General features: G+C 56.7%; 23 protein-coding genes. 3 read left to right on the top strand and 20 right to left on the bottom strand.

The window, feature by feature from the left end; all coding sequences use genetic code 11:
• Nucleotides 1–83: 83 nt before the first annotated feature.
• On the top strand, nucleotides 84–422 hold the full coding sequence (locus IV109_RS08060) for a helix-turn-helix domain-containing protein (protein WP_296694701.1): 339 nt from the start codon (nucleotides 84–86) through the stop codon (nucleotides 420–422).
• Nucleotides 423–1,748, top strand: a complete 1,326-nt coding sequence (locus IV109_RS08055) for a hypothetical protein (protein ID WP_296694699.1) — start codon at nucleotides 423–425, stop codon at nucleotides 1,746–1,748.
• A gap of 179 nt (nucleotides 1,749–1,927) precedes the next feature.
• Here IV109_RS08055 and IV109_RS08050 read toward each other — a convergent pair whose 3' ends face one another.
• The 5 genes from IV109_RS08050 to IV109_RS08030 form a co-directional block, all read right to left on the bottom strand.
• Nucleotides 1,928–2,152: a hypothetical protein gene (locus tag IV109_RS08050; protein ID WP_296694698.1), complete on the bottom strand. Its 225-nt coding sequence runs from the start codon at nucleotides 2,150–2,152 to the stop codon at nucleotides 1,928–1,930.
• Nucleotides 2,153–2,164: 12 nt separating this feature from the next.
• The gene (glmM, locus tag IV109_RS08045; protein WP_296694696.1) at nucleotides 2,165–3,523 is read right to left on the bottom strand and encodes a phosphoglucosamine mutase; all 1,359 of its coding nucleotides are present in this window, start codon (nucleotides 3,521–3,523) and stop codon (nucleotides 2,165–2,167) included.
• A gap of 40 nt (nucleotides 3,524–3,563) precedes the next feature.
• The gene (folP, locus tag IV109_RS08040; RefSeq protein WP_296694695.1) at nucleotides 3,564–4,436 is read right to left on the bottom strand and encodes a dihydropteroate synthase; all 873 of its coding nucleotides are present in this window, start codon (nucleotides 4,434–4,436) and stop codon (nucleotides 3,564–3,566) included.
• Nucleotides 4,437–4,500: 64 nt separating this feature from the next.
• Nucleotides 4,501–6,420 (bottom strand): ATP-dependent zinc metalloprotease FtsH, encoded by a 1,920-nt coding sequence (gene ftsH / locus IV109_RS08035; protein WP_296694692.1) that lies wholly within the window; start codon nucleotides 6,418–6,420, stop codon nucleotides 4,501–4,503.
• A 118-nt stretch (nucleotides 6,421–6,538) separates the two neighbouring features.
• The gene (locus IV109_RS08030; RefSeq protein WP_296694690.1) at nucleotides 6,539–7,213 is read right to left on the bottom strand and encodes an RlmE family RNA methyltransferase; all 675 of its coding nucleotides are present in this window, start codon (nucleotides 7,211–7,213) and stop codon (nucleotides 6,539–6,541) included.
• A gap of 28 nt (nucleotides 7,214–7,241) precedes the next feature.
• On the opposite strand from IV109_RS08030, the gene IV109_RS08025 reads away from it, so the two are divergent.
• The gene (locus IV109_RS08025) at nucleotides 7,242–7,715 is read left to right on the top strand and encodes a YhbY family RNA-binding protein (protein WP_296694687.1); all 474 of its coding nucleotides are present in this window, start codon (nucleotides 7,242–7,244) and stop codon (nucleotides 7,713–7,715) included.
• A gap of 10 nt (nucleotides 7,716–7,725) precedes the next feature.
• On the opposite strand, the gene IV109_RS08020 is transcribed toward IV109_RS08025, so the two are convergent.
• The 15 genes from IV109_RS08020 to IV109_RS07950 form a co-directional block, all read right to left on the bottom strand.
• Complete coding sequence (locus tag IV109_RS08020; RefSeq protein ID WP_296694684.1) at nucleotides 7,726–8,148, bottom strand: DUF4149 domain-containing protein; 423 nt, start codon at nucleotides 8,146–8,148, stop codon at nucleotides 7,726–7,728.
• Nucleotide 8,149: 1 nt separating this feature from the next.
• A complete protein-coding gene (gene greA, locus IV109_RS08015; RefSeq protein ID WP_296694682.1) occupies nucleotides 8,150–8,626 on the bottom strand; it encodes a transcription elongation factor GreA in 477 nt (158 codons plus the stop codon).
• A 107-nt stretch (nucleotides 8,627–8,733) separates the two neighbouring features.
• A complete protein-coding gene (carB, locus tag IV109_RS08010) occupies nucleotides 8,734–11,985 on the bottom strand; it encodes a carbamoyl-phosphate synthase large subunit (protein WP_296694680.1) in 3,252 nt (1,083 codons plus the stop codon).
• Entirely contained in the window at nucleotides 11,978–13,180 is a 1,203-nt protein-coding gene (gene carA / locus IV109_RS08005; protein ID WP_296694678.1) for a glutamine-hydrolyzing carbamoyl-phosphate synthase small subunit, read from the bottom strand. Before carA ends, carB begins: the two co-directional genes overlap by 8 nt.
• A gap of 151 nt (nucleotides 13,181–13,331) precedes the next feature.
• Nucleotides 13,332–14,114, bottom strand: coding sequence for an RNA methyltransferase (locus IV109_RS08000; RefSeq protein ID WP_296694676.1), 783 nt, complete (start codon nucleotides 14,112–14,114; stop codon nucleotides 13,332–13,334).
• A complete protein-coding gene (rnhB, locus tag IV109_RS07995) occupies nucleotides 14,111–14,752 on the bottom strand; it encodes a ribonuclease HII (RefSeq protein ID WP_296694673.1) in 642 nt (213 codons plus the stop codon). Before rnhB ends, IV109_RS08000 begins: the two co-directional genes overlap by 4 nt.
• Nucleotides 14,724–15,857 carry a lipid-A-disaccharide synthase gene (gene lpxB / locus IV109_RS07990; RefSeq protein WP_296695714.1) on the bottom strand — a complete coding sequence of 378 codons (1,134 nt, stop codon included), beginning with the start codon at nucleotides 15,855–15,857 and terminating at the stop codon, nucleotides 14,724–14,726. The genes rnhB and lpxB overlap by 29 nt, the downstream gene beginning before the upstream one ends.
• A 78-nt stretch (nucleotides 15,858–15,935) precedes the next feature.
• Nucleotides 15,936–16,730 carry an acyl-ACP--UDP-N-acetylglucosamine O-acyltransferase gene (gene lpxA, locus IV109_RS07985; RefSeq protein ID WP_296694671.1) on the bottom strand — a complete coding sequence of 265 codons (795 nt, stop codon included), beginning with the start codon at nucleotides 16,728–16,730 and terminating at the stop codon, nucleotides 15,936–15,938.
• A gap of 10 nt (nucleotides 16,731–16,740) precedes the next feature.
• Entirely contained in the window at nucleotides 16,741–17,181 is a 441-nt protein-coding gene (gene fabZ / locus IV109_RS07980; protein WP_296694669.1) for a 3-hydroxyacyl-ACP dehydratase FabZ, read from the bottom strand.
• Nucleotides 17,178–18,164, bottom strand: a complete 987-nt coding sequence (lpxD, locus tag IV109_RS07975) for a UDP-3-O-(3-hydroxymyristoyl)glucosamine N-acyltransferase (RefSeq protein WP_296694666.1) — start codon at nucleotides 18,162–18,164, stop codon at nucleotides 17,178–17,180. The genes fabZ and lpxD overlap by 4 nt, the downstream gene beginning before the upstream one ends.
• Nucleotides 18,165–18,186: 22 nt before the next feature.
• Nucleotides 18,187–18,705 (bottom strand): OmpH family outer membrane protein, encoded by a 519-nt coding sequence (locus tag IV109_RS07970; RefSeq protein WP_296694665.1) that lies wholly within the window; start codon nucleotides 18,703–18,705, stop codon nucleotides 18,187–18,189.
• On the bottom strand, nucleotides 18,705–21,005 hold the full coding sequence (gene bamA, locus IV109_RS07965; RefSeq protein ID WP_296694664.1) for an outer membrane protein assembly factor BamA: 2,301 nt from the start codon (nucleotides 21,003–21,005) through the stop codon (nucleotides 18,705–18,707). Before bamA ends, IV109_RS07970 begins: the two co-directional genes overlap by 1 nt.
• A gap of 48 nt (nucleotides 21,006–21,053) precedes the next feature.
• On the bottom strand, nucleotides 21,054–22,415 hold the full coding sequence (gene rseP, locus IV109_RS07960) for an RIP metalloprotease RseP (protein ID WP_296694662.1): 1,362 nt from the start codon (nucleotides 22,413–22,415) through the stop codon (nucleotides 21,054–21,056).
• A gap of 18 nt (nucleotides 22,416–22,433) precedes the next feature.
• Complete coding sequence (gene ispC / locus IV109_RS07955) at nucleotides 22,434–23,645, bottom strand: 1-deoxy-D-xylulose-5-phosphate reductoisomerase (protein WP_296694661.1); 1,212 nt, start codon at nucleotides 23,643–23,645, stop codon at nucleotides 22,434–22,436.
• Nucleotides 23,645–24,499: a phosphatidate cytidylyltransferase gene (locus IV109_RS07950; protein WP_296694660.1), complete on the bottom strand. Its 855-nt coding sequence runs from the start codon at nucleotides 24,497–24,499 to the stop codon at nucleotides 23,645–23,647. Before IV109_RS07950 ends, ispC begins: the two co-directional genes overlap by 1 nt.
• Nucleotide 24,500: the final 1 nt, after the last annotated feature.

Genomic DNA, 24,500 nt, shown 5'->3' with positions numbered 1-24,500 from the left:
ACGCAGCATCGCCGTATGACGGCGATGCTGAAGAAAATTGGCAAACTCTCAATATATTTTAATATTTCATGTATTATTGAAATATGAATACGGATTTGATTCAAATTGACGAAAGCGTGGCGGTGAAGTCCCTGGCCGCACTGGCCCAGGCCCAACGCCTTCGAACCTTCCGGGCCTTGGTGGTTGCCGGTCCCGACGGCCTGACACCCGGGATCATTGCAGAGCAGTTGAGGACGTCTCCAAGCGCGCTGTCATTTCACCTCAAGGAGCTCATGCACGCGGGTCTGGTCAGTTGTGAACCCCGGGGACGCAACCTGATTTACCGGGCCAGCTTTGCGCAGATGTCCCACCTGATGAATTATCTGACGCAGCACTGCTGCGAGGGCACGACCTGTAGCATACAAAACGATGGAAACTTCTGAATGAACTACGCCGAAACCCTGAACAAGGCTTGCATCTGCCGCACGCTCGATTCGCAACGTCTGTACGCGCAACTCGAGAGTGATCCGACATTGGTCGGCTTGGCACAAAGCATTTCGCAGACCCGTCCCCACCTGTTTTCCTCTACGGTTGTATTCATCTCCCGCGCCACCTACGATGCCATCGTGGCCGCCGTGTCAGCCATTGAACGGGTAGCACACCTGCACCTCTACCAGGCGAAGGCATTGGAGCGGGCACCGGCCATCGCACAGCATCCATTCGGCCCCGCAGGGGTCCACATGGGGTACGACTTTCACGTCAATGCGGACGGACCGCGGTTGATCGAAATCAATACCAATGCGGGCGGAGCCCTGCTCAATTCGATACTGGCGCGCGCACAGCACTCGTGCTGCGAGTTAATGGGCAAGACTTTCACAGCCAACACCCTCGAACTGGCACCACTGGCCACACTGGAACAAACCTTCTTCGAGATGTTTCTGACCGAGTGGCGTACTCAGCGCGGTGAACAAACGCTGCGGACGGTTGCAATCGTGGACGATGACCCACAGTCCCAATACCTGGCACCTGAATTCGAACTCTTTCGGAACATGTTCGTCAGTCGAGGCATCCACGCTTTCATTGCCGACCCGCAAGAACTTGCGTGGCGCGATGGCAGTCTGTGGCACGGCGATCAGGCTGTTGACATGGTTTACAACCGCCTCACCGATTTCTACCTGAGTGATACGGCCCATGAGGCCCTGCGCCACGCCTATACCGCCGGCGCAACCGTGCTCACACCCCATCCCCGAGCACATGCCTTGCTGGCGGACAAACGCAATCTGGTGACTTTGAGCAACGATCCCTTGCTCGCGACATGGGGAGTCAGCGCTGCGGATCGTAACGTCCTGGCAAACGCCGTGCCGGCAACCCAACTTGTCACCCGCGAAAACGCAGAAGCCCTTTGGGCGCAGCGCCGCCATTTCTTTTTCAAACCGATGGCTGGTTTCGGTGCCCGTGCGGTTTACCGCGGAGACAAGCTGACACGCCGTGTATGGGACGAGATTCTGGCGGGCGACTATATCGCCCAGGCACTGGTACCGCCATCCACGCGCATGGTGATGGTGGATGGCGTACAAACCGATCTGAAATTTGACATCCGCGCCTACACCTACGCCGGGCAGATTCAATTGCTGGCGGCTCGCACCTACCAGGGGCAAACCACCAACTTCCGGACGTCCGGTGGCGGGTTTTCGCCCGTCGTCGTAGTGCCGCAAATCGACGATGTGGCCAATTTCCTCTCAGAGATGGACGTCACCCGGCCACTCTGACGACAACAGCCTTCCCGCGTCTTCGCATCGATCTCTCAAGGACTTTCACAATGAATCACCCACGTACGAGCTCAATCGCAACCATCGCAGTCTCCCTGCTCCAAGCCTGTTCGGTTGGCCTTGCTTTGACCTCAGTTGGCCAGGCGAGTGAACTGCTGGCATTGGAAAAAGGTTGTTATTCATGCCATGGCAGTGCGCAGAAAACAGGCCTTCCAACCTTTGAACACCTGGCTGCAAAGTATGCCAAATACCAGGGTCAAACGGATGCTGCTTCCAAGCTCGCAAGCAAGCTGCGCGAAGGCCATCTCGTAGGTGGAATCAACGCGCACGAGCAACTGAGCCAGGAAAGCGCCCTCCTCCTGATTCACTGGATCATTGATGGGGCGAAATAAGACAGATGGCATCCAGTACGGATATCAGGCAAGCAATGTGTCCGCAATCCGCTGGGCACAGGCCCGGGCCTGGTCTGCATCACGTGCCTCTACCATGACCCGCACCAGCGGCTCGGTGCCGCTGGCACGGATCAACACGCGGCCGGTTTCGCCCAGTTCGACTTCCACGGCCTTCGTGGCATCGGCCAGGTTGGGGCTGGCCTTCCAGTCCTGACCCGGCTGCAGGCGAACGTTGATCAGTATCTGCGGGAACAGCGTGACATCTGCCAGCAGTTCAGCCAGCGTCAGACGGCTACGCATGCAGGCCTGTAACACCTGAAGCGCCGACACCAGGCCATCGCCGGTAGTGTGCTTGTCCAATGCCAGCAAGTGGCCCGATCCTTCGCCGCCCAACAGCCAACCGCGTTGCTCCAGTTCTTCCAGGACATAGCGGTCACCCACCTTGGCACGCACCAGCTCAACACCTTTGGCCTTGAGTGCAAGCTCTATCGCCATATTGGTCATGAGCGTGCCCACGACGCCGGGAACCGCTTCCCCGTTGCGCTTGCTGACAGCCGCGCCGCCACGTGACAAACGCTCTTTCACCATCAGGTACAGGATCTCATCGCCATTGAATAAACGGCCTTGCGCATCGACCAGCTGCAACCGATCCGCATCGCCATCCAATGCAATGCCGTAGTCGGCGCCATGCGCCTTAACGGCCGCCACCAGGGCCTGCGGGTGTGTAGCACCTACCTCGTGATTGATATTCAGACCATCGGGAGCACAGCCAATGGAGATCACCTCTGCGCCCAGTTCATGAAACACCTTGGGAGCCACCTGGTAAGCCGCACCATGGGCACCATCGACCACGATCTTCACACCCTTGAGAGTGAGGTCATTGGCAAATGTGCTTTTGCAGAACTCAATGTACCGGCCTGCTGCATCCTCAAGGCGACGGGTTCGGCCCAAGCTGGCGGAGTCCGCCCACACTGGCGCCTCGTCCAGAGCGGCTTCCACATCACGCTCCCAGGCATCGGGCAGCTTGGTGCCGTTGGCACTGAAGAACTTGATCCCGTTGTCAGCAAACGGGTTGTGACTGGCGCTGATAACCACACCAAGCGAGGCTCGCTGTGCACGCGTGAGGTAGGCCACACCCGGCGTTGGCAGCGGGCCAAGCAACACCACGTCCACACCGGCAGAATTAAACCCACTCTCCAGCGCACTCTCAAGCATGTAACCGGAGATTCGCGTGTCCTTGCCGATGAGAACGGTTGGACGGGTTTCGACTTTTTTGAGCACCCGCCCCACGGCATGCGCCAGACGCAACACGAAATCCGGTGTGATGGGCGCCTGCCCCACGGTGCCGCGAATGCCATCAGTGCCAAAATATTTTCTACTCATATTGATCCCTTGCCCTTCCTGTATTTAACTTATATGCTATTTATTTTATAGCGCTCAGCACTTTGATGGCCTGCACGGTCTCACGGACATCATGCACACGCACGATCATCGCGCCGCGCTCAATCGCCAGCACTGCGGCCACCACACTGGGAACCATACGCTCATGAACATCGAGCGTTGCCACACTTGCCAGTGATGTACCCGCAACGGCTGCCAGCGATGATTTCCGCGACCAACCCGCCAACAGCGGATAGCCACTGTTGATCAGCTCCTGCTGTCGGGCCAGCAAGGCGAAGTTCTGCGCCACGGTTTTACCAAAGCCGATGCCAGGGTCAATGACGATACGACTCTTCTCAACTCCGAGCCCCAGCAACTCATCGGCAATGCGCTCCAGCAGGTGACGCACTTGAGGGAGTACATCACCTTCCATGGGTGCCATCTGCATCGTCTGCGGCTCGCGGTGCATATGCATCAGGCAGATACCGCACGACGGATGCTGCGACACCACTTGCATGCCACTGAGCTGGATTGGCGCGGGGCTGCTCTCTCGCCATCGCAGGGCCCAGATGTCATTGATGATGTCTGCCCCGAGGTCCAATACGGCCTGCATGACTTGCGGCTTGTAGGTATCGACAGATAACGGCACCCCGAGCTTGACCGCTTCGCGAACAAGGGGCAAGACGCGGGCCAATTCATCCGCCAGGGGCAAAGACAAAGCGCCGGGCCGTGAGGACTCGCCACCAATGTCGAGAATGTCAGCACCCTCTGCAAGCAGCTTTTCGCAATGCCGCATAGCAGCCAATGTGGAGGCGTGCTGCCCTCCATCCGAAAATGAATCAGGTGTGACGTTCACAATTCCCATCACCTTGGGGACGGTCAAGTCAATCGAAAATCGGCTGGTGGTCCATTGCATGAGAAACCTGCTCTGATCAAAACAAAACGGGGCTTATAGCCCCGTTTTGATCAAGTGATACGACTTAAGCGACGGTAGGCGCAGCATCAGGCTTGACGGCCGGTGCACCACCACTGCTATTGTCACTGCCAGAGGACGGCACGCGGGGTGTCCAATCCTTTGGTGGACGGGGCTCTTTGCCCGCCATGATGTCGTCCAGCTGGTCGCTGTCAATGGTTTCCCACTCCAGCAAAGCCTTGGCCATGGCGTGCATCTTGTCCTGGTTGTCCTCAATGAGCTTACGCGCCAGACTGTACTGCTGGTCAATAATGCGACGAACCTCAGCATCCACCTTCTGCATGGTCTGTTCGCTCATATTGGTGGTTTTGGTCACTGAACGTCCCAAAAACACCTCACCCTCGTTTTCCGCATAAACCATCGGGCCCAAGGCGTCCGTCATGCCGTAACGAGTCACCATGTCACGCGCAATGTGGGTTGCACGTTCGAAGTCATTGCTGGCTCCAGTGGTCATTTGCTTCATGAACACCTCTTCAGCAATACGACCACCAAACAGCATGCTGATCTGGTGCAACATGTATTCGCTGTCATAGCTGTAACGGTCCTGGGAAGGCAGGCTCATGGTCACTCCCAAGGCACGACCACGCGGGATGATGGTGACCTTGTGAACCGGATCGCACTTGGACAACAACTTGCCAATCAGCGCATGGCCCGACTCGTGGTAAGCCGTGTTCTGGCGCTCGGCCTCCGGCATGACCATGCTTTTGCGCTCAGGACCCATCAGGATTTTGTCTTTGGCCTTCTCAAAGTCCTGCATTTCCACGGTACGGGCATTGCGACGAGCCGCCATCAGGGCAGCTTCATTGCACAAATTGGCAAGATCGGCACCCGACATACCCGGTGTCCCGCGTGCAATCACGGCTGCATTCACATCCTGCCCCAAGGGCACCTTACGCATGTGGACGTTGAGAATCTGTTCGCGCCCGCGAATGTCCGGCAAGGTGACATACACCTGGCGGTCAAAACGGCCGGGACGCAGCAGTGCGGCATCCAGAATGTCAGGACGATTGGTCGCGGCGACCACGATGACGCCTACGTTGGTCTCAAAACCGTCCATTTCGACCAGCATCTGATTCAGCGTTTGTTCACGCTCATCATTGCCGCCACCCAGACCGGCGCCGCGCTGACGTCCGACCGCATCAATCTCATCGATGAAGATAATGCAAGGCGCATTTTTCTTGGCGTTATCAAACATGTCGCGCACTCGGGACGCACCCACACCGACAAACATTTCAACAAAATCGGAACCGGAGATTGAGAAGAAAGGTACCTTGGCCTCGCCTGCAATACTTTTGGCCAACAAGGTCTTGCCGGTACCCGGGGGGCCAACCAACAACAGACCGCGTGGAATCCGTCCGCCCAGCTTCTGAAATTTTGCCGGGTCTTTCAGGAAGTCCACGACCTCTTTAACTTCTTCCTTGGCCTCGTCGCACCCGGCCACATCGGCAAAAGTCACCTGGTTGGTGTTTTCATCCAGCAAGCGTGCCTTGCTTTTGCCAAAGCTGAAGGCACCACCCTTGCCGCCACCCTGCATCTGACGCATGAAGTAAACCCAGACACCGATCAGCAAAAGCATCGGACCCCAGCTGACCAGCAGCGTCATGAGCAAAGAACCTTCTTCGCGGGGCTTGACGTCGAATTTCACGCCATTGGCGATAAGGTCTCCAACCAGACCGCGGTCAAGGTAGGTGGCAGTAGTTCTGACTTTGCGATCGTCGGTGGTGACGGCAATAATCTCAGTGCCACCCTGACCTTCCTGAATGAGAGCACTCTTGATGCGCTTGCCACGAACCTCTTCCAGGAAATCGGAATAGCCCAGGTTTCCGGCGCTTGATCCCCCTCGTGTATCAAACTGCTTGAACACGGTGAAAAGCACAAGGGCAATAACAAGCCATACGGCAATTTTCGAGAACCACTGATTATTCAAGCGAGGCTCCAATAGGGAAGCGAATTAGAAGACTAAGCACAGTTGGGCTTCATTTTAGGCGTTTCAAGGCGTGCGGGGCAGGATTTTCACGTATTCAGCCACATCGCCGACAGGGAATTCAGCCTGGTTTCAAGCCAAGGCCCACCAGAAAGGTTTCTGAAGATTTGTCGCGGGAAGCCTTGGGCTTGATACGCTTGACCACAAGGAATGTTTCGCTGAACCGCTTGAACAGCTGATCGTAGACACCGCCATGAAAGACCTTGGCCACCAGGGCACCACTGGGCTTCATATGGCTCTGGGCGAATTCAAGCGCCAATTCCACCAGATTTTCAATCCGTGCTGCGTCGGCCGATGCAATACCTGACAAATTGGGCGCCATGTCGGAGACGACCACATCCGCGAGTCGCCCCTGCATTTCGTCCGACAAACGCTGCAAAACAGCATCTTCCCGGAAATCACCCAACAAGAAGGTAACTCCTTCAATCGGCTCCATGGGCAGGATATCCAGTGCAATGATGGTGCCATTGAGTTCCCCCGCCGCGGCACCGCCGCTGGTCGCGGTTTTGGGCGACATCTTGCGCCGAACGTACTGGCTCCATGCCCCCGGCGTAGAGCCCAAGTCCACCACCAATTGACCCGGCTTGATCAAGCCCAGTGTTTCATCAATTTCCTTGAGTTTGTAAGCCGCACGGGCACGATAGCCTTCAAGCTTGGCCAACTTGACGTAGGTGTCGTTGACGTGATCATTGATCCACGCCCGGTTAACTTTGCTGCTTTTCGTTTTGGTTTTCATTTTGACCTTCGTAACCGATAATACTGGCATGCCCCAAATTCAACTAACACCCGCCCAACGCAAAGAACACCGCTCCGAAGCCCACCACCTGGATCCCGTGGTGATGGTCGGTGGCGATGGCCTCACGGATTCCGTCAAAAAAGAAGTGAATGCCGCGTTGAACGCCCACGGCCTGATCAAGGTTCGCGTATTTTCCGATGATCGCGCGGCCCGGGAAGCCATGTTTCAAACGCTGGCAGACGAGCTCAGTGCAGCGCCCATTCAACATATCGGCAAACTTCTGGTGCTCTGGCGCCCCATGCCTGAGCGGGAAAAGGTTGTTGACGAAAATCGCATGCCCGGCCCACGCGATTTCAAGGTACTGAAATACAGCAAACAGTCAGGCCAGCGGCCCGAAGTCAAGACCTTGCGCGTTCTGGGCAATCAGCGCCTCACGGCTGGCGGACAGGTCAAACGCGCCAAGCCCAAACAAACCAGCGTCAAGAAACGCAGTCAAACCTGACGCACGCGGGTTAAACCGCGCTTTGGCGCGGTGCCGTCAGCTTCCAGAATATCGTCGCGGCGCATACCCACTGCAGCACGTACATCCCACTTCCAACACTGTGCCATAAGCGCAGGTTCTCACGCGCCATGATGTGGGGCGCCACCCCAAACTCCGCCAACAAGGCCAGCAACATACCCAAAACAATGAAAACCATGGCCGCCTGAACAGAGGCTGCGGCTGAGGAAGACCTGGTATTGCGGGATTGCAGCAACAGAAAAAATCCACACAGACTCGACACCCATGTTTGGGCTGTAAACAACTTGGCCGCCATACCGCCTGCGAGCGACGGCGTCGGCAGATAAACGAACAGCATGGGGACCACCAAAAACCCGACGGTGCCCAGACTCGCCCACCAGAAGCCTGCGACGCAGATCGAAAGCCTTGACGTCATCTCAGACGTAACTCACCGCGACAACTTCGTAATGCTTGACGCCACCAGGCGCCTGAACTTCTGCGGTGTCGCCCTCCTCCTTGCCGATCAAGGCACGAGCAATCGGGCTACCAATGTTGACCAAGCCCAATTTGATATCGGCCTCGTCTTCGCCCACGATTTGATACGTCACCACATCGCCAGAATCCTCGTCTTCGAGCTTCACGGTTGCACCGAACACGACCTTGCCACCGGCATCCAGTTCGGCGGGATCAATGATCTGGCATACAGACAGCTTGCCCTCGACTTCCTGAATACGGCCTTCGATAAAACCCTGCCGGTCCTTGGCCACCTCGTACTCTGCGTTTTCACTCAGGTCGCCCTGCGCACGGGCCTCGGCAATCGCATTGATGACCCACGGACGATCCACGGTTTTCAGCTTGTGCAACTCGACCCTGAGCTTTTCAGCGCCGCGCTTGGTAATGGGAATGGTAGCCACGTACTGCTCCGTTAGAGAATAAAGGGATTGCACAAAAGGAAACCGCCGAGCGTTGCCGTTCGGCGGTATCTTGATGCGTCAATTATGCCGCGATTATGAGCCTTGAATCAAGCTGCGGTCAGCTGTGCGTGCATTTCCTGAATCGAAATCACACCCAGGTGGTCCATGTGTCTCATGCCCTGCACTGCAGCCTCGGCACCAGCGATCGTAGTGAACGTGGTGACCCGCGCCAGCAAAGCCGATGTGCGAATCTGACGTGAGTCTGCAATGGCATTGCGACGCTCCTCCACGGTATTGATGACCATCGAGATTTCTTCGTTCTTGATCATGTCCACAATGTGGGGACGACCCTCGGTCACCTTATTGACCACTGCGCACGGCACACCCGCAGCATTGATGGCCGCAGCAGTTCCCTTGGTCGCCAACACTTGGAAGCCCATGGACACCAAGGCTCGCGCCACTTCAATAGCACGTGGCTTGTCGTTGTTCTTCACGGTGAGGAACACCTTGCCTTCGCGTGGCAACTTGGTTCCGGCACCCATTTGTGATTTGACAAATGCTTCGCCAAAAGTCCTGCCCACACCCATCACCTCGCCGGTGGACTTCATCTCCGGGCCAAGGATCGTGTCCACGCCGGGGAACTTGACGAAGGGAAACACCGCCTCTTTCACACTGAAATACGGCGGGGTTACTTCTTTGGTGATACCTTGCGACGCCAGCGACTGGCCAACCATGCAACGTGCCGCTACCTTGGCCAACTGAATACCTGTGGCTTTGGAAACAAAAGGCACCGTACGTGAGGCACGGGGGTTGACTTCCAGCACGTAGATAACGTCTTTGCCTTCGATATTCTGAATGGCGAACTGCACATTCATCAGGCCCACCACATTCAGGGCTTTGGCCATGGCAGCGGTTTGACGCTTGATCTCGGTCACCGTCTCGGCGCTCAGGCTGTAAGGTGGCAACGAGCAGGCTGAATCACCACTGTGCACACCCGCTTGCTCGATGTGTTCCATCACACCGCCAATGAAAGTAGCACCATCAAGTCCATCCGAACCCGCATCACGGATGCAATCGACATCGCATTCGATAGCGTCGTTCAGGAAGCGGTCCAGCAGAACGGGGGAGTCGTGACTGACCTTGACCGCCTCGCGCATGTAGCGCTCCAGGTCACGCTGCTCGTGCACGATTTCCATGGCACGGCCACCCAGCACGTAACTGGGGCGCACGACCAACGGATATCCCAAGGCCGCAGCTTTCTCCAGTGCTTCGGGCTCGGTACGGGCCGTGGCATTCGGGGGTTGGCGCAGCTTCAACTCGTGCAACAACTTTTGAAAGCGCTCGCGGTCTTCCGCTGCATCAATCATGTCGGGGCTGGTGCCGATGATGGGCACGCCATTGGCTTCCAGGTCCAGCGCAAGCTTCAAAGGCGTCTGACCGCCGTATTGCACGATCACGCCAACAGGCTTTTCCTTGTCAACGATCTCCAGCACATCTTCCAGAGTGAGCGGCTCGAAATAGAGGCGGTCGCTGGTGTCGTAGTCGGTGGACACGGTCTCAGGATTGCAGTTGACCATGATGGTTTCATAACCATCTTCACGCATGGCCAGGGCCGCATGCACACAGCAGTAATCAAACTCGATGCCCTGACCGATGCGGTTGGGGCCACCGCCCAACACCATGATTTTTTTCTTGGTCGTTGGTGCCGCCTCGCACTCGGAACCCTCGGCCTCGTAGGTCGAGTACATGTAGGCTGTGTTGGTCGAAAACTCTGCCGCACAGGTATCTACACGCTTGAACACCGGTCGAACCCCCAATGTTCGACGCGCGTTTCTGATGGCGGTATCGGTCGTTTTGAGCTGTTTGGCCAGGCGACGATCGGAAAAACCCTTCTGCTTGAGCGCACGCAAAGTGGGTGCGTCAATGGCGTCCAGCGTGGTCGTCTCCAACTCCAGTTCGATCTTCACGATCTGCTCGATCTGAACCAGGAACCAGGGGTCGATCTTGGTCAGCGCGAACACTTCATCCACACTCATACCCTGAGCGAAGGCATCGCCCACGTACCAGATGCGCTCCGGGCCAGGCGCGCCCAGTTCTTTTTCCAGAACCTCACGGTCCTGGGTTTTTTCATTCATGCCGTCCACGCCAACTTCCAGACCGCGCAGGGCTTTCTGGAACGATTCCTGGAAGGTACGACCCATGGCCATCACTTCACCCACCGACTTCATCTGGGTCGTCAGGCGGCTGTCGGCTGCCGGGAATTTCTCGAAAGCAAAACGCGGGATCTTGGTGACCACATAGTCGATACTAGGCTCAAAGCTCGCAGGCGTGGCGCCACCGGTGATGTCGTTGCGCAGTTCGTCCAGTGTGTAACCCACGGCCAGCTTGGCGGCGACCTTGGCGATCGGGAAACCCGTGGCCTTGGAAGCCAGCGCCGAGGAGCGGCTCACGCGCGGGTTCATCTCGATCACGACCATGCGGCCATCCACCGGGTTGATGGAAAACTGCACATTGGAGCCACCGGTGTCCACGCCAATTTCGCGCAGCACGGCCAGCGAAGCATTGCGCAGAATCTGGTATTCCTTGTCGGTCAGTGTTTGCGCCGGTGCCACGGTGATGGAGTCACCGGTGTGTACACCCATGGGGTCCAGGTTTTCGATTGAGCAGACAATGATGCAGTTGTCCGCCTTGTCGCGCACCACTTCCATCTCATACTCTTTCCAGCCCAGGAGCGACTCTTCAATCAGCAGCTCGTTGGTCGGCGAGGCTTCCAGACCGCGCTTGCAGATAATTTCAAACTCTTCCGAGTTGTAGGCAATACCGCCACCTGTGCCGCCGAGCGTGAAGCTGGGACGAATCACCGTAGGAAAGCCCAGGGTTTTTTGTACTGCCCAGGCTTCTTCCATCGAATGGGCAATGCCCGAGCGAGCGGAGCCCAGACCAATCTTGGTCATGGCGTCCTTGAACTTCAGGCGGTCTTCCGCCTTGTCGATGGCCTCAGGGCTGGCGCCAATGAGCTCCACCTTGTACTTTTCCAGTACGCCGTGGTGCCACAGGTCCAGCGCGCAGTTCAGCGCAGTCTGACCACCCATGGTGGGCAAAATCGCATCGGGACGCTCTTTGGCAATGATCTTCTCAACCGTCTGCCAGGTGATGGGCTCGATATAAGTGACGTCCGCCGTAGCGGGGTCGGTCATGATCGTGGCCGGGTTGCTATTGATCAAAATAACCTTGTAACCCTCTTCCCGCAAGGCCTTGCAGGCTTGCACACCGGAGTAGTCGAACTCACAGGCCTGACCAATGATGATCGGACCCGCGCCGATAATCAGAATACTTTTTAGATCTGTGCGCTTAGGCATTCTTCTTCTCCTGAGCCTTCTCCATCAGCGCAACGAAGCGCTCAAACAAATAGGCAATATCGTGCGGTCCAGGCGATGCCTCTGGGTGGCCCTGAAAACAAAATGCGGGCTTGTCGGTGCGGGCCAGGCCCTGCAAGGTGCCGTCAAACAAGCTGATGTGCGTTGCACGCAGATTGGCCGGCAATGTTTTTTCGTCGACCGCAAAGCCGTGGTTCTGGCTGGTGATGCTGACGCGACCGCTGTCCAGGTCTTTGACCGGGTGGTTGGCGCCATGGTGGCCAAACTTCATCTTGAAGGTCTTGGCACCCGAGGCCAAAGCCATGATTTGGTGCCCCAGGCAGATACCGAACGTGGGAATCCCCGTCTCAATCAACTCAGACACTGCGGCAATAGCGTAGTCACAAGGTTGTGGATCGCCAGGGCCATTGCTCAAGAATATGCCATCCGGCTTGTGCTTGAGAACATCGGCTGCGCTGGTTTGCGCAGGAACGACCGTGATTTTGCAGCCCCGCTCGGCCAGCATGCGCAGAATATTGAACTTGACTCCAAAGTCATAGGCCAGCACATGAAACTTTGGCTTCAATTGCTCGCCATAGCCAGGCTTGCCCTGCAACTGCGGGTGGCTCAACTGCCATTCGGTCTGTGTCCAGTCAAAAGCCACCCTGGCCGACACCACCTTGGCCAGGTCCGTGCCTGCCATGCTGGGTGCGGCTTTCGCCAACGCAAGCGCCTTGTCGATGGCCGTCTGCGTAACAGTTTCCCCGGCGGCCAAACCCAGAATGCAGCCGTTTTGCGCACCCTTGGTCCGCAAATGGCGCGTCAACTGACGGGTGTCGAGATTGGCAATGGCAACCGTTTTTTGCTGAATCAGGTACTGGGACAGCGTCATGCTGGACCGAAAATTGGACGCAACCAGCGGCAAATCCTTGATGACCAGACCGGCAGCATGCACGCGCGAGGCCTCGACATCCTGCGCATTGACACCATAGTTGCCAATATGCGGGTAGGTTAACGTAACGATTTGCTGGCAGTAGCTCGGGTCTGTGAGGATTTCCTGGTAGCCGGTCATGGCGGTGTTGAACACCACCTCGCCAACGGTGGAGCCAGCGGCTCCAATGGAATTTCCAACAAACACCGTGCCGTCTGCGAGCGCCAGAATGGCGGGGGGATAGGTTCCCTGTAAAGACAAAAGCACTGGGTTCTCCGGATTGGTTTTCGGGTACGCCCAAACGCGCTCAAGATACAACTCTTGGCTTGCTGCTTAAAGGGAATTGGCTTGGAACGGCTCTGGGCGTACGGGGTGCGGTGAAGCCTCTCATTATAGCCGAGGAGACGATGCCCCCGGCTTACACGACAGCACTGGCATGCAGGCAAATCGCTGCTGCTGCCGCGACATTGAGCGACTCCTCGCCCCCCGGCTGGGCAATGCGGACGTGAAGGCTCGCAAGCGCCTCCAACTCCGCACTCACGCCCTGCCCTTCGTGCCCGAGCGCCCAGATACAGGGCTTGGGCAACTCATGATTAAGCAGTGCCTGATGCAAAAAGGCGCCGCGATGCGAACTGGTTACGATGATCGGCAACGCCAGCGAGGCCAATCCAGCCAGTTCCACCCCCTCCATCAGGTGCAGACCCCAGTGGGCTCCCATGCCGGCACGCAGAACTTTGGGGCTCCAAAGCGCTGCGCTGCCTTTGAGGGCAATGATCTGCTTGAAACCGAAGGCTGAAGCACTGCGCAGGATGGAGCCGACGTTGCCCGCATCCTGCACCCGATCCAGAATAACGGAGGCTACGCCGGACTGCAACGCTGTAGCCACTGGCAAATCGATCACAAAACCCATGCTGGCGGGAGACTCCAATCCGCTGATATCGGCAAAAAAGGCATCTGGAATCACTACCGTTTTAATAGCTGCCTGCGCCCATTCGGCGGGGGCCAGCGGCCAAAAAGACTCTGAAAAAACGCCCACGGCAGGCTGCACGCCGCGTGCCAGTGCGGCTCGGCAGAGGTGATCGCCCTCCACCCAGAATCGTCCCTGCTTGCGATATGCGGTGTTGTCTTGGGACAATCTGCGCAGATCCCTGAGCAAGGCATTGTCCCGTGAGCTGATGTGCTGGGCTTGAGGGGCAGTCACTGCAATGCTCCCAATACATCGGTCACCGGACGAAAAGTCTTGCGATGTTGCGGGCACGCACCATGCTCGCGCAAGGCGGCCAGATGGGCTGCGGTGCCATAACCCTTGTGCTTGGCAAAACCATATTGCGGGAATTGCTGGTCGTACTCAGCACACCAGCGGTCGCGATGAACCTTGGCCAGGATAGAAGCGGCCGAAATAGCCGGCACCAGTGCATCGCCTTGCACAATCGCTTCGGCCTGCATGGCCAATACCGGCAAGCGGTTGCCATCGACCAAAACCAATTGCGGCTTCAGCCGCAAGCCTTCCACCGCCCGGCGCATGGCCAGCAACGTGGCCTGCAAGATATTGAGCTTCTCGATTTCTTCAACGCTGGCCTCGGCTATGGAGCAGCACAAGGCTTTGGCGCGGATTTCATCAAACAGCTTTTCACGGCGCAATTCAGTGAGCTTTTTGGAATCCGCCAAACCCTTGATCGGCCGCAAATCATCCAGAATGACTGCTGCCGCCACCACCGGACCCGCCAATGGGCCGCGCCCCGCCTCGTCCACACCAGCGGTCAAACCCGGGGCATGCCAAACCAGGCTGGCTTGCCTGTCAGGGATTTTGTTAGCTTTCGAGGACTTGCTGGATGGCATGGGCGGCTAAATGAGAGGTGTCCCGTTGCAACTCAAGGTGCAAGTCGGAGAATTTTTTCTGAAGGCTCGCTATTCTCGCAGCCGCAGCGGCGCTGTCATCCAACCAGGACAAAACAGCATCTGCCAGCGCCCTGGGTGTGGCGGCATCCTGCAACAACTCAGGAACGACGAAGTCCCGGCACAGAATATTGGGCAAGCCGACCCAGGGTTGCAGCCTTTTGCGTCGCATGATTTGCCAGGAGAGCCACCCCATGCGGTAGGCAATCACCATCGGCCGCTTGAACAATGCCGCCTCCAGCGTGGCGGTACCGCTGGCAATCAATGTGACATCACACGCGGCTAAAACCGTATGAGACTGCCCCGCCACGATCTGCAGGTGATTCAGCATACCGCTGGCGCGGGCTGCCTCTTCAATTTGTGCCTTGAGCGCGGGTACTGCCGGAACTATGAATTTGATAGCTTTTTTGACTTGTTTAACGAGGGCTGCAGCCTGGAAAAACCGCAAGGCGAGGTGCTTGATTTCAGATTCCCGGCTACCGGGAAGGATGGCAATCACCTGGTCATCAGCCTCCATACCCAGCCGTTCCCGCGCCGCCGCCCGATCCGCAACGATGGGAATGACATTCGCCAGCGGATGACCAACGTAAGTGGCCTGGATGCCATGCTGAGCCAACAAGGCTGGTTCAAACGGAAAGATACAAAGGACATGATCGACGCTTCGGCGAATCTTCTCTATGCGCTCGGGTCGCCAGGCCCACACCGAGGGCGACACAAAATGCACCGTCTTGATTCCTTGGGCTTTGAGGGCCGCCTCAAGATCCAGATTGAAATCAGGCGCGTCAATACCTACGAATACATGGGGATGCTGCTGTAACAGGCGGGCTTTGAGCTGATTCCGGATTCCGACAATCTCGCGGTAACGACGCAGTACCTCCCAACCATAGCCATGGACTGACAACTTATCGTGCGGCCACCAAGCGTCAAATCCGCGAAGTCGCATCTGCGGACCACCGATGCCGGCACAACTCATGTCGGGCCAGCGTTCGCGCAGACCATCGAGCAACAGGCCCGCCAGCAAATCACCCGAAGTTTCGCCCGCCACCATGGCGAATGCCGGACTCACGCCCTGCCCCTCGCGCGCGACGTCACCCACAACGAGAGAGGTGTTCACGCAGGGTCCAGATCAGCGAACGATGCCGCGCTGAGGTGCCACTTGCTCTAAAAATGAGAGCATCATCTGCACATCAGGTGAAGACTCCGGGCTTGACTTACTCAACTCGGAGATTCGCAGACGAGCCGCCTCCAAAGTCAGGTCATCCCGATAAAGCGCCTTGTGCATGGCCTTGACGGCGGAAACCCGTTCCGGAGAAAAACCACGGCGACGCAAGCCTTCATAGTTCATGGAGCGGGCCTGCGCCGGCTGCCCCTGGCACATGACGAAAGGAGGAAGATCCGCGAAAAGCAAAGTACACATGGCGGTCATGCTGTGTGCACCAATCCTCACAAACTGGTGAACCACAGTAAAACCACCCAGAATTGCCCAGTCTCCCACGTGCACATGGCCCGCCAATTGGGCGTTGTTGGCGAAAATCGTGTTGTTGCCCACGATGCAATCGTGCGCGAGATGGACATAGGCCATCAACCAGTTGTCATCGCCCACGCGGGTTACCCCGGAATCCCCTGGTGAGCCGATATTGAAGGTACAAAACTCGCGGATGGTATTGCGATCGCCAATGATCAATTCGCAGGGCTCACCGGCGTACTTTTTGTCCTGCGGAATGGCCCCAAGTGAATTGAACTGAAAAATCCGGTTATCGCGCCCGATGGTGGTATGTCCTTCGATCACACAGTGAGGGCCAATGGTGGTGCCGGCACCCACTTTGACATGGGGACCAATCAGGGTGTAAGCCCCCACCGTCACCGACTCGTCGAGCTCGGCCCCGGGGTCAACAATGGCCGTAGCATGGATCGCGGTCACCTTGAAATCCTTATTTGATGGTGCGCATGGCACAGGTCAATTCCGCTTCCACGGCAAGTTCGTCGGCCACCAGGGCGCGGCCTTTGAATTTGAATATGCCGGCCTTCATGCGCAGCAGTTCAACTTCGAGAATCAACTGATCACCAGGCTCCACCGGACGCTTGAAACGGGCGCCATCAATACCCGCAAAATAATAGACCATTTCGTCATTGGGCGAAGTATCCAGAGCATCGAACGCCAACAGGGCTGCCGCCTGCGCCAGGGCTTCAAGCATCAGTACACCGGGCATCACCGGTCGGTGGGGGAAGTGACCTTCAAAAAAGGGCTCGTTGATCGTGACGTTCTTCAGCGCCTTGATGGTCTTGCCCTTGTCCAGCTCCAGAACCCGGTCTACCAAGAGAAATGGATAGCGATGCGGCAGTTGCTTGAGAATCTTGTGAATATCCATCATGGTTGTTCCAATTTTTTTAGTTGATCTTCCAAGGCCCGAATGCGATCACGCAGGCTGTGCAATTGTTTGAGCGAAGCCGCATTTTTTTCCCAGCTCGCATTGTCGTCAATCGGAAACATGCCCGTGAAATGACCCGGACTTCGAATCGAGCGCGTGACAACAGTCGCTGCAGAGATATTGACATGATCGGCCAGGGCCAGGTGACCCAACACAATCGCACCACCGCCAATCGTGCAATGGGCTCCAATCGTGGCGCTACCTGCCACACCCACGCAGCCGGCCATGGCCGTATGCTTGCCTACCCGTACGTTATGACCAATCTGTATCAGATTGTCCAGCTTCACACCGTCTTCAATGACGGTGTTCTGCAGTGCACCACGGTCAATACAGGTGTTGGCACCGATCTCCACATCGTTCCCAATGGAAACTGCGCCAAGCTGCTCAATCTTTTCCCACGCGCCAGCGTTGGGGGCAAAGCCGAAGCCATCGGCGCCGATGACCACGCCCGGATGCAGCAGGCATCGATCACCGATGACACAATCCTCCCCCACCGTTACACGCGACCTGAGTTCGGTGTTGGCACCAATGCGGGCCCCACGCTCGATCACGCACAAGGCTCCAATCCGGGCATCGGGATGAACAAAGGCCAGTGGATCAATGACCGCGCTGGCATGAACCCGAGGTCGCGCTGAATGCGGCAGATTCCTCTTCCAGAGTTGCGTCAAGCGCGCGAAATACAAATACGGCTGCTCGGTGACAATACAGGCACCACGCAACTGTGCAAGCGACTGCATTTGGGGACTTACGATCACGCATGCAGCCTTTGACGCTGCCAATTGGGTCTGGTACTTGGGATGACTGAGAAAACTCACATGCTGGGGACCTGCGGCCTCCAGGGTGGACAAGCCTTCAATCAAGAGTGCAGCATCACCATGCAGCTCACCGCCGAGCTCTTCAACAATCGAACCTAAACTCAAGCTCACGCTTCGCAGGCCTCGACAGCAATTATTTGGCGCCGCCGGAATTCAAAACCTTGAGAACTTTGTCAGTGATGTCCAGTCTGGGATTGACATAGACCGCATCCTGCAGAATCAGATCAAACTTTTCCGCCTCGGCCACTTGCTTCACAACCTTGTTGGCACGTTCAAGCACCTGCTGTAACTCTTCATTTTTGCGAGAGTTCAGATCTTCCTGAAATTCGCGGCGTTTGCGCTGAAAATCACGATCCTGCTCAACCAGTTGCTTTTGCCGACTGACTCGCTGCCCTTCGGGCAAAGTTGGCGCATCGCGCTCCAATTTTTCCGCCGTTGATTTCAACGAGGCGCCCAGATCGACAAGCTCTTTCTCACGCTTGGAAAATTCCTGCTCAAGCTTGACCTGCGCCGCCTTGGCGGTACTTGCCTCCTTGAATATCCGGTCTGTGCTGACAAAGCCGATACGGGCATCCTGTGCCTGAACATGTACGGAAACAAGCAAACTGCCAAGCCACAAGCCGGCAGCGCATCGACGTAAAAAGTAGTTCATTAGAAAGAAGTCCCGATCTGAAATTGCATAGTCTGTATTTTATCGCCATCAAACTTTTTGATGGGCTTGCCAAATGCCATACGCAGAGGTCCCACAGGCGATATCCAACTAATGCCAACCCCGACCGACGCACGCAAGCTGTTCGCATTTTCATTGATCGCCAAGCCGCCATCCGAACCCGCCACATTGCCGACATCAAGAAAGCCATACATTCTCAAGGTTCGGTCATTGCCCGCACCAGGAAACGGAGTAAGCACCTCAGCGTTCAAATTCAGCTTTCTGGAGCCCCCGACGACCGATCCACTCGAATCCCGGGGGCCCAGGGTGCCCTGTTCGAAACCACGCACAGAACCCAAACCGCCACCAAAGAAATTCTTGAACACCGGATAGGTGCGACCACCTGTTGCAGCACCCCAACCCGCCTCACCATTGAAAGCCAGCGTGAACTGCTTGTTGAGAGGTATGAATTCCTGATATTGGTAAGTGGCTCGCACATACCGCGCTTCACCCGCTGGCGACCATTCGGCATTGACCCGCTGATAACGGCCGGAGTTTGGCGCAAGCGTGCTGTCACGGCCATCACGCGACCACCCCAGGGTCAAGGGTAGCGCCTTGCTGTCATACCCAAACTGGTTGGCGTAATTCTGGTATGACGTCGGCAACGAAGTACCCGGCACAATCGTCGTCTTCTCAATGCCGGCACCAAAATACACCGTATCAATTTCTGTGAAAGGCACACCAAATCGCAAACTGCCCCCTGACGTCACGAGCTGGTAGGCCGTTTGATCTTGGTAAGGACTACTGGTCTTGTGGTAAACGTCGATGGTTCGGGAAACGCCATCGTCTGTGAAATAGGGGTCTGTCGTATTGAAGAGAACAAGGCGGTTCACCTTGCTGGTATTGAGCTGTATCCCCAGTGAGTTTCCGGAACCGAATGCATTGTCCTGCTTCAGTCCCATGGAAAGTCCGAGTCCCTCGCCGCTTGAAAATCCAGCCCCCAAACTCAAGCTTCCAGTGGGCTTTTCGGACACGCTGATGGTCAGATCAACCTGGTCTGGGGAACCTGGCACCTCCTGCGTCTCGATACCGACTTCCTTGAAATAGCCCAAACGATCAACCCGATCGCGAGACAATTTGATTTTGTCGCCGTCGTACCATGCAGCCTCAAACTGCCGGAACTCACGCCGGATAACCATATCGCGGGTTCGGCTGTTGCCGGCCACATTGATTTTTCGGACATACGCCCTGCGGGAGGGATCCGCCTGCAATACCAGGGCAACACGGTTGTTGGCACGGTCGATTTCAGGGCGAGCCTCCACGCGGGCGAAGGCAAATCCAAAATTTCCGAAGTAGTCCGTGAACGCCTTGGTGGTCTTGGCCACTTCATCGGCGTTATAGGCTTGCCCGGGTCGAATCGTCACCAGCGATTTGAATTCATCGTCTTTTCCAAGAAAATTACCCGCCAGCTTGACGCCGCTCACGACAAAACGCTCGCCTTCCGTGATGTTGATGGTGATAGCGATATCAGTTTTGTTCGGCAGAATTGCGACCTGGGTTGAATCCACCCGGAACTCCAGATAACCGCGGGTCAAATAGTAGGAACGCAAAGTCTCAATGTCGGCATTCAACTTGGCCCGCGAGTAGCGATCCGATTTGGTATACCAGCTCATCCAACCACCGGTATCCAGGTCAAACAGTCCGCGCAAGGTTGATTCACTGAAAACCTTGCTGCCAACGATCCGGATTTCACTGATCTTGGCGGGTTCCCCCTCTATCACCGTGAAGGTCAGGTTGACCCGGTTACGCTCAATCGGCGTGACCGTGGTGACGACTTCTGCACCGTAGAGACTGCGGTTGATGTACTGTCGTTTCAACTCCTGTTCAGCACGGTCCAGTTGTGCCTTGTCATAGGGCCGCCCATCGGTCAGCCCGACATCGCGCAATGCCTTCTTCAGCACATCCTTGTCAAACTCTTTCGTTCCGACAAAGTCGATGTCTGCGACGGTCGGTCGTTCCTCAACCACGACCACCAGCACGTCACCGTTGACTTCAATTCGAACATCTTTGAACAATCCCAAACCAAAGAGTGCCCGAATCGCAGCCGACCCTTTATCGTCGTTATAAACCTCACCGACCTGAACCGGCAGCGACACAAAGACGGTTCCCGGCTCCACCCGCTGCAAGCCCTCAATGCGAATATCGCGCACAGTGAAAGGTGCGACGGCCCAAGCCGAATTGGCGACGAAGATCAGGGATGCCACGGCAGATACGGCGCGCAGGCGGAAGCTGTTGATTTGCATTTTTAGTATTGAGAAGTCAAGCCAGCGTCGATAGTCGACACCCAAAATTTAACCAAATAAGCGGTTGATATCGTTGAAAAGCGCAATCGACATCATGACCAGAAGAATTGCAACGCCACCCCGTTGCAGGCGCTCCATCCAGACGTCTGAGACGGGTTTACCCGTAGCGCCCTCCCAAAGATAATACATCAGGTGTCCCCCATCCAGAACCGGCAGAGGCAGCAAGTTCAGTACACCCAGGCTAACGCTGATCAATGCCAGAAACAACAGGTATTGCGTCAAGCCCATACCCGCCGACTTGCCAGCGTAGTCGGCAATCGTCAGCGGACCACTGAGATTCTTGAGTGAAGCGTCGCCCACCAGCATTTTCGCCATCATCTTGAGCGTCAAGGCAGACACCTCCCACGTGCGAACCATGCCGCGCCACAAGCCATCAATGGGTCCATAGCTAACCATGACAAATTCAGGCATTGCGCCTACATAGGCACCGATCCTGCCGATCACAAGCTTACCGTCCTGATGAATTTCGGGTTTGACCAAAAATTCCAGTTCTGTACCAGCGCGAATGACTTTCCACACAGCGGGAACAGCGTCCCCATTCACGACTGAACTTCGAATCAGTTGACGCAACTGCTGCCCGTCAACCACCCGAACCACACCCACCTGGCGCACCAGGTCACCATCACGCAAACCCGCCTTGTCAGCCGCCGCACCGGGCATTACTTCACCAATGACCGGCGGGCTGAACGGACCTGCAATACCGATCCTGCGGAACAACTGAGCATCGGCATCCTTGGCATCCATAGTACTGAGTTTCAACAGTACTTCGCCATTTGCTCCCTGTGTTGGCCCGGTAACCTCCAAGCGCAGGTCCTGTCCCTCCAGAGCCCCCCGCGTCAGATACCAGCGAACATCTTCGAAGGATTCAACAGCCTGCAACTCGCCTCCGGCGAACCCGGCTCGCAGCACTTTTTCTCCTCCCTGCAAACCCGCGCGCTCGGCCATAGAGCCCGCTTCAGGGCTGGCCAGAATCGGGGCAGGAAGCTGAACACCGCTCCAGTTGACGGCCGCGTAGAGCAATATCGCCAGCAACAAATTGGCGATCGGACCGGCAGCCACAATCGCAACACGTGAACGCAAGGGCTGTGTGTTGAACGCGAGGTGTCGCTCCTCCTGCGCCACCGGCGACTCCCGCTCATCAAGCATCTTCACGTAGCCACCCAAGGGAAAGGCGCCAACAACAAACTCTGTCGGCGAGCCCTTGGGCTGCCAACGAAACAGCGTTTTCCCGAACCCGATGGAAAAACGCAGCACTTTGACACCGCAAGCCACAGCCATCCGGTAGTGCCCGTATTCATGCACGGCAATCAACAGCCCCAGCGCAAGTACAAATGCAGCAATGGTCAGCATGGTTGGTCCCAAGTGGCCTCAGACGCCAACGCGGCGCACAATTTCAAGAGCGGCATCCCGGGACAAAGCATCCAGCGCCAGAATATCCTCCAGTGACTGGGGGCTGGCAGGCTGGACCGCCTCGATGGTCTCCAGATTGACGATATGGATTTGATCAAAGCGAATTTTGCGTTCAAGAAACGCAGCTACCGCCACTTCATTGGCTGCATTCAACACAGCCGTCGAACCAGACGGTGCATTCAGGGTTGACCACGCCAGCTTCAAACCGGGGAAGCGCTGTTCGTGTCCATTTGAATCCAGTGATTCAAAGGTCATATCAGCCATTGATCTGAAATCCAGCGCAGCCGCACCCGACGCCATGCGGTCGGGCCAGGAAAGTCCATAAGCGATCGGTACTTTCATATCCGGCGTGCCGAGCTGAGCCACGACGGAATTATCCCGGTACTGCACCATCGAATGAATAACGCTTTGAGGATGGATCACGACTTCAATCTGATCGGGTCTGACGCCAAACAGGAATCTGGCTTCAATGACTTCCAGCGCCTTGTTCATCATGGTGGCGGAGTCAACGGAAATCTTGCGGCCCATCACCCAGTTCGGATGGGCGCAAGCCTGCTCCGGCGTTACGTCGCGCAGCGTTTGGGAATCGCGTTGTCTGAACGGTCCGCCCGAAGCGGTCAGAATGATCTTGTCAATTTGACTTGCCCATGCCGAGGCATCGTCCGGCAAGGACTGAAAAACTGCGGAATGCTCGCTGTCAATGGGAAGCAATTTGGCACCGCCCGTCGCGACAGCCTGCATGAAGTAGTCACCCCCCACCACAAGCGCTTCCTTATTGGCCAGCAGCAGACGCTTTCCCGCCCGAGCCGCGCCAAGACAAGACGCCAGTCCGGCAGCTCCAACGATTGCAGCCATGACCGAATCGACGAGTTCATGCGATGCAATCATTGTGATGGCCTCTGGCCCCCACAGGACCCGCGTCGACAGGCCAAGCGTACGGCATTGCTGTTCGAGTTCACGGCCATGCTGTTCGCTGGCCATAACCGCAAACATCGGTTTGAATTGCACGCACTGTTGCAACAACATTTGAGTCTGTGTGGATGCACTCAAAGCAAACACTTCAAACCGATCTGGATGACGAGCGATCACCCCCAGCGTGCTGACGCCGATAGATCCGGTGGACCCCAAAACAGTGACTCGCTGCTTCGGCTTGCTTCTCAAATCAATCATCAGGGCTTCCACATCGAGTAAAGCATCATGGCCAAGGGCAGCGTTGGCAACAGAGCATCCACGCGGTCCAGGACACCGCCATGTCCGGGCAACAAGCCACTGCTGTCCTTGGCACCGGCGCTCCGTTTGACGAGCGACTCAAATAAATCACCCACCACGCTCATGGCGGCCATGAACACGGCAGCAATCAGCAGCAACCATCCGCCTTGTTGACCGAGGTGGCTGTAAAAACTTGGCGGTGTGATGGCCCATTGGACATCGGCCCAGCGCCAGGCAAACGCCAGCACGATAACACCTGCCATCCCCCCCCAGACACCTTCCCAGCTTTTACCCGGGCTGATTGAGGGGGCCAGCTTGCTCCGGCTAAAACGGCCGCCCAATGCCCGGCCTGCAAAATAGGCAAAGATGTCAGCCACCCAGACCAACACCAGGATCGAAAGCAGAAAGTTGATGCCAATCACCCGGGCTTGAGCCACAGCAAGCCAGGCCAGCCATAGCGCGAACAGACCCAAAACCAATCGCATCGTTCGTGGATGATCCGCCCAGGCAGAGACGCCACTGTGCAGCACCCAGGCGCCCGCAAGCACCCAGGTCGCACCTGCCAGCAACCACAACAGGCTCAGCGATTGCTCCAGCCAACCGAACCACCACGCAGCAGTGCATGCAAGAACACAGACAAGTCCACACATCAGCGATGACATCTGGCCATAGCCATTGAGACGCGCCCACTCCCATGCGCCAGCCGCTATCAGTACAAGGGCAACCGCACAAAACGGCACCGGCGAGTGATAAAACAATGCAGGCAGAAGAATGAGCAGAAGAACCAAGGCGGTGATGACGCGTTGCTTTAGCATT

It is taken from the genome of Rhodoferax sp. (genome assembly GCF_018780565.1).
Lineage (GTDB): Bacteria > Pseudomonadota > Gammaproteobacteria > Burkholderiales > Burkholderiaceae_C > Rhodoferax.
The sequence above is the reverse complement of the archived record's forward strand: the minus strand, read 5'-3'. Positions and strand labels throughout refer to the sequence as shown.

What these genes read in the sequence shown, in the direction of transcription:
- carB (WP_296694680.1), bottom strand. Translation starts at nt 11,985, where the DNA reads ATGCCTAAGCGCACAGATCTAAAAAGTATTCTGATTATCGGCGCGGGT.
- IV109_RS08060 (WP_296694701.1), top strand. Translation starts at nt 84, where the DNA reads ATGAATACGGATTTGATTCAAATTGACGAAAGCGTGGCGGTGAAGTCC.
- rseP (WP_296694662.1), bottom strand. Translation starts at nt 22,415, where the DNA reads ATGCTGACCATTGCTGCATTTGTACTTGCGCTGGGGCTGTTGATTGCC.
- IV109_RS07970 (WP_296694665.1), bottom strand. Translation starts at nt 18,705, where the DNA reads ATGAACTACTTTTTACGTCGATGCGCTGCCGGCTTGTGGCTTGGCAGT.
- IV109_RS08025 (WP_296694687.1), top strand. Translation starts at nt 7,242, where the DNA reads ATGCCCCAAATTCAACTAACACCCGCCCAACGCAAAGAACACCGCTCC.
- rnhB (WP_296694673.1), bottom strand. Translation starts at nt 14,752, where the DNA reads ATGCCATCCAGCAAGTCCTCGAAAGCTAACAAAATCCCTGACAGGCAA.
- IV109_RS08055 (WP_296694699.1), top strand. Translation starts at nt 423, where the DNA reads ATGAACTACGCCGAAACCCTGAACAAGGCTTGCATCTGCCGCACGCTC.
- IV109_RS08050 (WP_296694698.1), bottom strand. Translation starts at nt 2,152, where the DNA reads ATGCCATCTGTCTTATTTCGCCCCATCAATGATCCAGTGAATCAGGAG.
- IV109_RS07950 (WP_296694660.1), bottom strand. Translation starts at nt 24,499, where the DNA reads ATGCTAAAGCAACGCGTCATCACCGCCTTGGTTCTTCTGCTCATTCTT.
- fabZ (WP_296694669.1), bottom strand. Translation starts at nt 17,181, where the DNA reads ATGATGGATATTCACAAGATTCTCAAGCAACTGCCGCATCGCTATCCA.
- lpxB (WP_296695714.1), bottom strand. Translation starts at nt 15,857, where the DNA reads ATGGTGGCGGGCGAAACTTCGGGTGATTTGCTGGCGGGCCTGTTGCTC.
- IV109_RS08020 (WP_296694684.1), bottom strand. Translation starts at nt 8,148, where the DNA reads ATGACGTCAAGGCTTTCGATCTGCGTCGCAGGCTTCTGGTGGGCGAGT.
- folP (WP_296694695.1), bottom strand. Translation starts at nt 4,436, where the DNA reads ATGCAATGGACCACCAGCCGATTTTCGATTGACTTGACCGTCCCCAAG.
- glmM (WP_296694696.1), bottom strand. Translation starts at nt 3,523, where the DNA reads ATGAGTAGAAAATATTTTGGCACTGATGGCATTCGCGGCACCGTGGGG.
- ispC (WP_296694661.1), bottom strand. Translation starts at nt 23,645, where the DNA reads ATGATTGATTTGAGAAGCAAGCCGAAGCAGCGAGTCACTGTTTTGGGG.
- bamA (WP_296694664.1), bottom strand. Translation starts at nt 21,005, where the DNA reads ATGCAAATCAACAGCTTCCGCCTGCGCGCCGTATCTGCCGTGGCATCC.
- IV109_RS08030 (WP_296694690.1), bottom strand. Translation starts at nt 7,213, where the DNA reads ATGAAAACCAAAACGAAAAGCAGCAAAGTTAACCGGGCGTGGATCAAT.